The sequence below is a fragment of the Pseudomonas sp. MWU13-2100 genome (assembly GCF_023242365.1).
GTDB lineage: Bacteria > Pseudomonadota > Gammaproteobacteria > Pseudomonadales > Pseudomonadaceae > Aquipseudomonas.
Genome location: NZ_JALLIX010000073.1, coordinates 1 through 11,523, shown reverse-complemented (window position 1 = coordinate 11,523; position 11,523 = coordinate 1). Strand labels below are relative to the sequence as shown.

Genomic DNA, 11,523 nt, shown 5'->3' with positions numbered 1-11,523 from the left:
GTCATCGGCGCTGCAGGTGTTGAGCTCGACGCCGGGCAATTGCGCGAGCAACTGCGCCTGTCCCTGGCCGAGTACATGTTACCGAGCGCCTTTGTCAGCCTGGAGGCTTTCCCGCTGACGGCCAATGGCAAGCTGGACCGCAAGGCGCTCCCCGCACCGGCGGCCGATGCCTATGCCCGGCGTGAATATGAAGCCCCCGAGGGCCCGGTGGAAACCACCCTGGCCGGACTCTGGGCCGAGTTGCTCGGTGTCGAGCAGGTGGGGCGTCATGACCAGTTCTTTGAGCTGGGCGGGCATTCGCTGCTGGCGGTGAAGCTGATCGAACGGATGCGTCAGGTCGGCCTGACAGCCGATGTTCGGGTGCTGTTCGGCCAACCGACCCTGGCCGCGCTGGCGGCGGCCAGTGGCAATGGCAGCGGGATTGTCGTGCCGGCCAATGCGATCCCGACCGGCTGCCGGCACATCACCCCGGACATGCTGCCCCTGGCCCGATTGACCCAGGCCCAGATCGACCATGTCACGGCCGGCGTGCCGGGCGGTGTCGGCAATGTGCAGGACATCTATGCGCTGGTGCCATTGCAGGAAGGCATCCTCTATCACCACCTGTCGAGCGACGAGGGCGATCCGTACCTGTTGCAGGCCTTGTTGCGGGTCAACACCTTCGAACAGATGCTGGATTTTGCCGAGTCCCTGCAGGCGGTGATCGACCGTCACGATATCCTGCGTACCGCCGTGGCCTGGGAAACACTCGACGAACCGGTCCAGGTGGTCTGGCGCGAGGCGCGGCTGCGGGTCGAGGCTTTCCTGCCGCATCCGGACCAAGGTGATGTAGCCGCCCAATTGCAGGATCATTTCGATCCGCGGCGGATCCGCCTGGACCTGCGCCAGGCGCCGATGATGCGCCTGCACTATGCCGAGGATGCCGATAACGGCGGCTGGGTCGCGGTCTTGCTGTTCCATCACCTGATCGATGACGCCACCTCCCTGGCCCTGCTGGGCAAGGAAATCGAAGCGTTCAGCCAGGGCCGTGGCGGTGAACTGGAAGCTTCGGTGCCCTATCGCAACCATGTCGCCCAGGCTCGCCTGGGGGTGAGCCGCGAGCAGCACGAGGCATTCTTCCGCGAAATGCTCGCTGATGTCGATGAGCCGACCTTGCCGTTCGGCCTGCGGGATGTGCAGGGCGATGGCAGTGGTGTCGAGGAAGCCCTGTTGCCGGTGGACCCGGAACTGGCCCTGCGCCTGCGCGCCCAGGCCCGGCGCCTGGGGGTGAGCAATGCCAGCCTGCACCATCTGGCCTGGGGCCAGGTGGTGGCACGGGTGTCCGCACGTCGCGACGTGGTCTTCGGCACCGTGCTGATGGGCCGTTTGCACAGTGGCCAGGGCGCCGAGCGCGCGCTGGGCATGTTTATCAATACTTTGCCGTTGCGGGTGGCCGCGGGCGAGCAGGGCATCCAGGCGGCGGTACGTCAGACCCATGCACGATTGGCGGCATTGCTCGGTCATGAACACGCGCCATTGTCGCTGGCCCAGGGTTGCAGTGGGGTGGCGGCACCGACGCCGTTGTTCAGTGCCCTGATGAACTACCGGCATGTCGCCGTAGGTGCCCAGGCGCCGCAGGACGCCGGCCAGGCCCGGACCTGGGCCGGGGTCGAAGTGCTCGGCGGGGAGGAACGCACCAACTATCCGCTATCGCTGTCGGTGGACGACCTTGGCGAGTCTTTCGGCCTGACCGTCCAGGCCGTGGCCGGGGTCGGTGCCGAACGGATCGCCGGCTATATGCACAGGGTGCTGGAGCAACTGACCGAGGCCCTGGAACAGCGGCCCGAGGCCCCCTTGCACAGCCTCGATTGGCTACCGGCGAGCGAGCATCGCCAGTTGCTGGAGGATTTCAACGCCTTCGATTGCGCCTATCCGACGGACCAACTACTGCACCAGCTGTTCGAGGCCCACGCGGCGGCCCAGCCTGAGGCGGTGGCCGTCACCTATGAAGGCCAACGCCTGAGCTACGTCGAACTGAACCAGTGGGCCAACCAGATTGCCCATCGGCTGATTGCCGAGGGTATCGGCGCCGACGATCGGGTGGCGATCTGTGTGGAGCGCAGCCTGGAAATGATCGCCGGTCTGGTGGGCATTCTCAAGGCCGGTGCCGGCTATGTGCCGTTGGACCCGTCATACCCGGCCGAGCGCCTGGCCTACATGCTGGAGGACAGTGCGCCCAAGGTGCTGCTGACCCAGCGCGGCTTGCGCGAGCGCTTCCCCCAGGCGCTCATGCCGGTGTTGCTGCTGGAAGCCGACGCCCGGATCGAGAGTGGTATCGACGCCGCGCCTCGGCACAATCCGCAGATCGAGGGGCTGACCGCGCAACACCTGGCGTACCTGATCTACACCTCGGGCTCCACCGGCCAGCCCAAGGGCGTGGTCATGCCCCACGGGCCGCTGGTCAATCTGATGCACTGGCAGATCGCCCAGACCGTCGAGCACGGCCGGCCCGGACAACGGACCTTGCAGTTCGCCGCCCTGGGTTTCGACGTGGCCTTCCAGGAAGTCTTCAGCACCTTGTGTGCCGGCGGCGAACTGTCGCTGATCCACGGCGATATCCGCCTGGATTTCCGCCGCCTGTTCCAGCATATCCGCGAGCAGCGCATTGAACGCCTGTATATGCCGTGCATCGCCCTGCAAGCCCTGGCCGAAGCCATGGTCGCCGAAACCGGGCAACCTGAGTGCGCGCTGCAGGACGTGATCACCGCCGGCGAGCAGCTGAGAATCACCGAACCGATGCGGCGCTTCTTCGAACGCCTGGATAACGCACGCCTGCACAACCACTATGGCCCGACCGAGTCCCATGTGGTCACGGCGTTGACCCTGAGGGGCGATCCGCAGGCCTGGCCGACCTTGCCGAGCATCGGCCGGCCGGTGGCCAATACCCGCATCTACCTGCTCGACGAACAATTGCGGCCAGTGCCGGTGGGTGTGGCGGGGGAGCTCTACATCGGCGGTGCCTGTGTCGCCCGTGGCTACCTCAACCGCGACGAACTGACCGCCGAACGCTTTATCCGCGATCCATTTGCCGTTGCCGAAGGCGCGCGGCTGTACAAGACCGGCGACCTGGGCTGCTGGCAGGCCGACGGCCAGATCGACTACCTGGGTCGTAACGACGACCAGATCAAGATCCGTGGCTTCCGTATCGAACTGGGTGAAATCGAGGCGCGCCTCGGCCAATACCCGGGCCTGCGGGACACGGCGGTGCTGGCCCGCGAAGATCGCCCCGGGGAAAAGCGCCTGGTGGCGTATTTCAGCCTGCAGGCCGGGCAGGTGGCGCCCGAAGCCGACCAGATGCGTCTGCATCTACAGGCGCTGTTACCCGACTACATGATTCCGGCGGCCTATGTGCACCTGGAAAAACTCCCGGTTTCGCCCAACGGCAAACTGGATCGTCGTGCGTTGCCGCAGCCTTCGGCCGACGCTTTCGTCAGCCGTGACTACCAGGCGCCGCTCGGCGACACCGAGACCACCCTGGCCGCGCTCTGGTGCGAGGTGCTGGGTGTGGAGCGGGTCGGGCGCCAGGATCATTTCTTCGAGCTGGGCGGCCATTCGCTGCTGGCGGTGAAGCTGATCGAGCGCATGCGCCAGGCCGGCCTCAGTGCCGATGTCCGCGTGCTGTTCGGCCAACCGACCCTGGCGGCGCTGGCGGCGGCCGTGGGTGGCGGGATCGAGATCGTGGTACCGGCCAATGGCATTCCCCTCGGCTGCGAACGCATCACCCCGGATATGCTGACCCTGACCACACTGGATCAGGCCAGTATCGAGCGGATTGTCGCCGGCGTGCCCGGTGGCACCGGCAACGTGCAGGATATCTACCCGCTGGCACCGTTGCAGGAAGGTATTCTTTATCACCATATTGCCGCCGAACAGGGCGATCCGTACCTGTTGCAGGCGACTTTCGCCTTGCAGGACCTGGCGCAGCTGCGGGGTTTCACCGAAGCCTTGCAGGCCGTGATCGACCGCCATGACATCCTGCGCACGGCGCTGGTCTGGCAAGGACTGGAAGAACCGCAGCAAGTGGTTCTGCGCCGCGTCGAACTGCCGCTGGAACAGATCGCGCTGGACCCGGCCAAGGGCGATATCCTCGCTCAGTTGCAGCGCCGTTTCGATCCTCGCGAGTGCCGCCTGGACCTCGGCCGGGCCCCGCTGGTGCACCTGGCCTTCGCCCAGGATTCGGCCAACCAGCGTTGGGTCGCGATCCTGTTGTTCCACCATATCGCCCTCGACCACACCGCCCTGGATGTGATGAGCGAAGAGATGCTCGCCCACCTGCATGGCGCGGCCGGGCAACTGCCGGCGGCGATGCCGTATCGCAACTATGTGGGCCAGGCCCGCCTGGGGGTGAGCCGCGAGCAGCATGAAGCCTTCTTCCGTGAGATGCTTGGCGATGTCGATGAACCGACCCTGCCGTTTGGTCTGTTGCAGGTGCAAGGCGATGGGCAGGGCGTCAAGGAGGTCCGCCATGATCTTCCGGCTGAGCTCTGTCAACGCCTGCGCAGCCAGGCCCGGCAACTGGGGGTAAGTGCCGCCAGCCTGCATCACCTGGCCTGGGCCCGGGTCCTGGGCAGCACCAGCGGCCGTGACGACGTGGTCTTCGGCACCGTGCTGCTGGGTCGCATGCAAAGCGGCCTGGGTGCCGATCGCGCACTCGGCATGTTTATCAACACCTTGCCGTTGCGGGTCGACGTCGGCGCCTGCTCGGTACGCCAGGCGGTGCGCCAGACCCATGCCAGGCTGACCGCACTGCTCGGCCACGAACATGCGCCATTGGTGCTGGCCCAGCGCTGCAGCGCGGTGGCGGCCTCGTCGCCGCTGTTCAGCGCGCTGCTCAACTACCGGCACAGCCCGGCCCTCGAAGCCAGCGGCGGCGATTATTGGGCGGACACCCAGGTACTCGGTGTCCGCGAGCGGACCAACTACCCCTGCGCCTTGTCGGTGGACGACCAGGGTGAAGGCTTCCTGCTGAGCGTACAGGTTGCGGCTGGAGTCGATGGCCTGCGGGTCTGTGGTTATATGCAGACGGCCCTGACCCAGTTGGTCGAGGCTCTGGAGTCCGCGCCGGACTCTGCGGTGCGTGACCTGGCGGTGCTGCCGGAAGACGAACGTCGGCTATTGGTGCAGGACTTCAATGCCACGGCGGCCGACTACCCGATGACTCGGACCGTGCACAGTCTGTTCGAGGACCAGGCCCGCCTGCGGCCACAAGCGACGGCAGCCGTGCACCATGGCCGGACCCTGAGCTACGCGCAGTTGAACCTGCGGGCCAACCAGTTGGCCGCCCATCTGTTCGGTCTCGGCGTCCAACCGGGAGCACGGGTGGCGATCCTGCTGGAACGCTCCCTGGACCTGCTGGTGGGCCAATTGGCGATTCTCAAGTGCGCGGCGGTCTATGTGCCGCTGGACACCAAGGCGCCGTTGGAGCGCCAGCAATTCATGCTTGAAGACAGCCAGGCCGTGGTCTTGCTGACCCGACGCGGTTTCGCGCTGGCGAGCGGCCAGGCGGCCCGGGTCGATCTCGACGCCGTGGCGCTGGAGGTCTTGCCGACGGATAACCGGCAATTGCCGCAGTCGAGCGAAAGCCCGGCCTACATCATGTATACCTCCGGTTCCACCGGAATGCCCAAGGGCGTGGTGGTGCCGCATCGGGCCATCACGCGCCTGGTGATCAACAACGGCTATGCCGACTTCAACGACCGGGACCGCATCGCCTTCATTTCGAACCCGGCGTTCGACGCCAGCACCATGGATGTCTGGGGCGCCTTGCTCAATGGCGGCCAGGTGCTGGTGGTGGACCATGAAACGCTGCTCGACCCGGCGCGCTTCGGCGAGGTGCTGGTCAGCGCCAAGGCCACGGTGCTGTTTGTCACCACGGCGGTGTTCAACCAATATGTGCAACTGATTCCGGAAGCGATCAAGGGCTTGCGGATCCTCCTCTGCGGTGGTGAACGCAGCGACCCGGCATCGTTCCGTCGCCTGCTGGCGCTGGCGCCGAAGCTGCGCCTGGTGCATTGCTACGGACCGACCGAAACCACCACCTACGCCACCACCTGTCAAGTGACCGCGGTGGCCGAGGATGCCGAAAGCGTGCCGATCGGCCGTCCCATCGGCAATACCCAGGTCTATGTGCTCGATGCCCGCCAGCAATTGCTGCCCCTGGGCGTCAGCGGTGAGATCTGCATCGGTGGCAAGGGCGTGGCGCAGGGTTACCTCAACCGTGCCGACCTGACCGCCGAAAAATTTATCGCCGACCCGTTCAGCAGCGAGCCCGGCGCCTTGCTCTATCGCACCGGCGACCTCGGTCGCTGGTTGGTCGATGGCCAGTTGGAGTGCCTGGGACGTAACGATGACCAGGTGAAGATTCGCGGTTTCCGCATCGAACTCGGGGAAATCGAGGCGCGCCTGAGCACCCATCCGCAGGTGCGTGAATGCATCGTGCTGGCCCGCGAGGACGTTCCCGGCGACAAGCGCCTGGTGGCCTATATCACCGCGACCGGCGAACCGGCCACGGTGGAAGCACTGCGCAGCTACCTGCAAGGCCTGTTGCCGGAGTACATGGTGCCCGGCGCCTATGTGCAACTGGACGTGTTGCCGCTGACCCTGAACGGCAAGGTCGACCGCAAGGCGCTGCCGGTGCCGGAGTCGGACGCCCTGGCTCATGGCGATTACCAGGCCCCCCAAGGTGAAGTGGAAAACCTGCTGGCAGCGATCTGGGCCGATGTGCTCAAGGTCGAGCGGGTCGGGCGTCATGACCACTTCTTCGAACTGGGCGGCCATTCGCTGCTGGCGGTCAGCCTCATCGAGCGCATGCGCCAGGTGGGCCTGAGCGCCGATGTGCGTGTGCTGTTCGGCCAGCCGACCCTGGCCGCGCTGGCGGCGGCGGTGGGCGGGGGCACGGAAATCGTGGTGCCGGCCAATCTGATTGCCGAGCACTGCGAACACCTCACTCCGGACCTGTTGCCGCTGATCAGCCTGACCCAGGCGCAGATCGACCAGGTGCTGGCCAGTGTGCCGGGCGGTGCGCTGAACGTGCAGGACATCTATCCGCTGGCACCGTTGCAGGCCGGCATCCTCTATCACCATATCAGCGCCGAGCAGGGCGATCCCTATGTCCTGCAAGCGCTGTTCGGCCTGCGCGATCGCGCACGGCTGGACGATTTCAGCGGCGCCTTGCAAGGCGTCATCGACCGTCACGACATCCTCCGCACCGCTGTGCTCTGGGAAGGGCTCGACGAGCCGTTGCAGGTGGTGTTGCGTCGGGCCGAACTGGAAGTCAGCGAGTTGGTCCTCGATCCGGCGGCCGGTCCGCTGGCCGAGCAGTTGCACCAGCGTTTCAATCCGCGCCACTACCGTCTCGATGTCCGCCAGGCGCCGTTGATCCGCATTGTCTTTACCCGGGATGCGGCCAATGACCGTTGGCTGGCGATGCTGCTGTTCCATCATATGGCTCTCGACCACACCGCGCTGGATGTGGTACAGCATGAAATCCAGGCGCATTTGCTCGGCGAGGCGCATACCCTCGGCGAAGCGGTGCCGTATCGCAACTATGTGGCCCAGGCGCGCCTGGGTGTCAGCCAGGCGCAGCACGAGGCGTTTTTCCGTGGGCTGCTCGGCGACATCGAGGAGCCGACCCTGCCGTTCGGCCTGCAGGATGTGCAGGACGGCGGACGTGAGATCGAAGAAGCCGGCCTGAGCCTGGCGCCCGAGCTGAACCTGCGTCTGCGGGCCCAGGCCCGGCAGGCCGGGGTCAGTGCCGCGAGCCTGATGCACCTGGCCTGGGCGCGGGTACTGGGCAGCGTCTCGGGCCGCGAGCAGGTGGTGTTCGGCACGGTCCTGCTGGGCCGCTTGCAGGCCGGCGAGGGGGCCGACCGGGCCCTGGGCATGTTTATCAACACCTTGCCATTGCGCGTCGATGTCGGCGCGCAGGCGGTGCTCGCCGGACTCAAGGCGACCCACGCCCAGTTGACCGCATTGCTCGGCCACGAACATGCGCCGTTGGTGCTGGCCCAGCGTTGCAGCGGCGTGGCCGCACCGGCGCCGTTGTTCAGCGCGCTGCTCAACTACCGTCACAGTGTGGTGGCGGCCCCTACGACCGAACATGAAGCGGCCTGGAGTGGCATCGAAGCCTTCGGCGCCGAGGAACGTACCAACTACCCGTTGACCCTGAACGTCGATGACCTCGGCGATGGCTTCAAACTGTCGATACTGGTCACGACCGAGGTCGGTGCGCAACGCCTGTGTGGCTATATGCAGGCGGCCGTGGCGCAATTGGTCGAGGCGTTGGAGCAGAAGCCTGCGGCGACCCTGGACAGCCTGTCGATCCTGCCGCCGGCGGAGCGCGAGCAGTTGCTCGTGGGCTTCAACGCCACGGCCACCGGCTCGCCCCGGCACGCTACGGTGCATGAGTTGTTCGAAGCCCAGGTACAGCGGACTCCCGACGCTGCGGCGGTATCGCAGGATGCGACGAGCCTGAGCTACCGCGAGTTGAACCGGCAGGCCAACCGCCTGGCGGCGGAACTGCTGGAACTCGGCGTACAGCCTGGGGATAGCGTGGCGCTGTTGTTGCCGCGCTCCATCGACTTGGTGGTCAGCCAACTGGCAGTGCTCAAGTGCGCGGCGGTCTACGTACCGCTGGACATCAATGCACCGCGCGAACGCCAGGCGTTCATGGTACAGGACAGCCAGGCCGTGCTGGTGCTGACCTACAGCGCCGAAACCCTGGAGCCGGGCGTTCGACGTCTCGACCTCGATAGCCGCTCTGTCAGCGCGGAGCCGGCGGCCAATCCAGATCGCCCGGCAACCGCCGAGTCGGTGGCCTATATCATGTACACCTCCGGTTCCACGGGTACGCCCAAGGGTGTGCTGGTACCGCACCGGGCTGTCAGCCGCCTGGTGATCGACAACGGTTATGCCGATTTCAACGCGCGGGATCGCGTGGCCTTTGCCTCCAACCCGGCCTTCGACGCCAGCACCCTGGATGTCTGGGCGCCGTTGCTCAATGGCGGTTGCGTGGTGGTGGTCGAGCACTCGGTATTGCTCTCCCAGGAAGAGTTCCGGGCGCTGCTGCTGGCGCAATCGGTCAACGTGCTGTGGCTGACCGCCGGCCTGTTCCATCAGTACGCCGACGGCCTGATGGAGGTCTTCGCCCGCTTGCGCTACCTGATCGTCGGCGGCGATGTGCTGGACCCGACGGTCATCGCCCGGGTCCTGGCGCAAGGTGCGCCGCAACATCTGCTCAACGGCTACGGCCCGACCGAAGCCACGACCTTTTCCACGACCTACGCGATCACTTCGGTGCGCGACGGCGCGATTCCCATCGGTCGACCGATCGGCAACAGTCAGGTCTATGTGCTCGATGCCCACCGGCAACCAGTGGCGATAGGTGTGCCCGGCGAGCTGTATATCGGTGGGCAGGGCGTGTCCAAGGGTTATTTGAACCGGCCGGAATTGACTGCCATGCAGTTTGTTGCCGATCCGTTCAGCGACCAGGAGGGGGCATTGCTGTATCGCACCGGTGACCTTGGTCGCTGGACGGCGGACGGCAACCTGGAATACCTCGGACGTAATGACGGTCAGGTGAAGATCCGTGGTTTCCGGATCGAACTGGGTGAGATCGAGGCCGCCCTGGTCACGCACCCAGCGGTCCAGGAGGCGGTGCTGCTGGCCCGGCAGGACGCCGCTGAGAAACGCCTGGTGGCCTATTTCATCCTGCGCGAGCCGCAGCAGGGGCTGGATATCGAAAGCCTGCGCAGTCATCTGCAGGCGCGCTTGCCGGACTACATGGTGCCCGCGGCCTATGTACGTCTCGACGCGCTGCCGCTGACCGCGAACGGCAAGCTGGACCGCAAGGCCCTGCCGGCACCGGATGCGCAGGCACTGGTCAGCCGTGGCTACGCGGCACCCGAAGGCCCGGTCGAAACCACCCTGGCGGCGATCTGGGCCGAGGTGCTCAAGGTCGAGCGGATCGGGCGTCACGATCACTTCTTCGAACTGGGCGGGCACTCGCTGTTGGCCGTAAGCCTGATCGAGCGCATGCGCCAGGCCGGCTTGAGCGCCGACGTGCGTGTGCTGTTCGGCCAGCCGACCCTGGCCGCGCTGGCGGCCGCTGTCGGTGGGGGCAGTGAAATCAAGGTCCCGGCCAATGCCGTCGCGGCCGGTTGTACCCGGATCACCCCGGATCTGCTGCCCCTGGCCGATCTCGACCAGGCGGCTATCGATCATATCGTCGCCACTGTCCCGGGCGGCGTGAGCAATGTGCAGGATATCTACCCGCTGGCGCCGTTGCAGGAAGGCATTCTCTATCACCACCTGGCGGCCGAGCAGGGCGATCCGTATGTCTTGCAGACCCTGTTCGAGATGGCCAGTCGGGAACGCTTGAGCGCTTTTATCGATGCCTTGCAAAGTGTCATCGACCGCCATGACATCCTGCGCACCGCCGTGCTCTGGCAAGGGCTGGAGACACCGATGCAGGTGGTCTGGCGTCAGGCCCGCCTGTATCTGGAGCAGGTCGAACTCGACCCGGCCGAGGGCGAAATCACCGGGCAACTGCATGAGCGCTTCGATGCCCGCCACGCGCGCCTGGACCTGACCCAGGCGCCGCTGATGCGCCTGGTTTTCGCCGAGGACGCGCCGAACCAGCGCTGGGTGGCGATGCTGCTGTTCCACCATATGGCCCTGGACCACACCGCGATGGACGTGGTGCGCCAGGATATGCAGGCGCACCTGCTCGGACTGGCCGGCCGGCTCGGTGCCGCCGTGCCGTATCGCAACTATGTGGCCCAGGCCCGCCTGGGCGTGAGCCGCGAGGCCCATGAAGGGTTTTTCCGCGAGATGCTCGGCGATATCGATGAACCGACCCTGCCATTTGGCCTGCTGGATGTGCAGGGCGATGGTCGCGATATCGAGGAGAGCAGCCTGGCGCTGGACAGCTGGCTGGACCTGCGCCTGCGGACCCAGGCCCGTCAGCTGGGGGTGAGCGCCGCCAGCCTGGTGCACCTGGCCTGGGCCCAGGTATTGGGCAAGGTTTCGAGCAAGCGCACGGTGGTGTTCGGTACCGTGCTGATGGGCCGGATGCAGGGCGGCGAGGGCGCCGATCGGGCCCTGGGGATGTTTATCAATACCTTGCCGTTGCGGGTCGACCTGGGCGGGCAGGGGGCACGGGACGGGGTCCGCGCGACCCATGCCCGGCTGACCGCGCTGCTCGGCCACGAGCATGCACCGTTGGTGCTGGCCCAGCGTTGCAGCGGGGTGGCCGCGCCGCTGCCGCTGTTCAGCGCGCTGCTGAACTACCGGCACAGTGCCGCAAGTGAGCAATCGGGGGAGGCCCTCGAGGCCTGGCGCGGTATCGAGGTGCTCAGTGGCGAGGAGCGCACCAACTACCCGTTGACCTTGAACGTCGACGACCTGGGCGACGGTTTCAAGCTGACGGTACTGGTCACTGGCTCGGTGGGGGCCGGGCGCGTCTGCGGTTATATGCGCACGGCA

1 protein-coding gene is annotated in these 11,523 nt (G+C 66.2%); it reads left to right on the top strand.

The genetic code is table 11. From position 1 onward, the window contains the following. Positions 1-11,523 (top strand): non-ribosomal peptide synthetase (locus M5B99_RS28925; protein WP_248807346.1); only part of this gene is annotated, 11,523 nt, incomplete at both ends.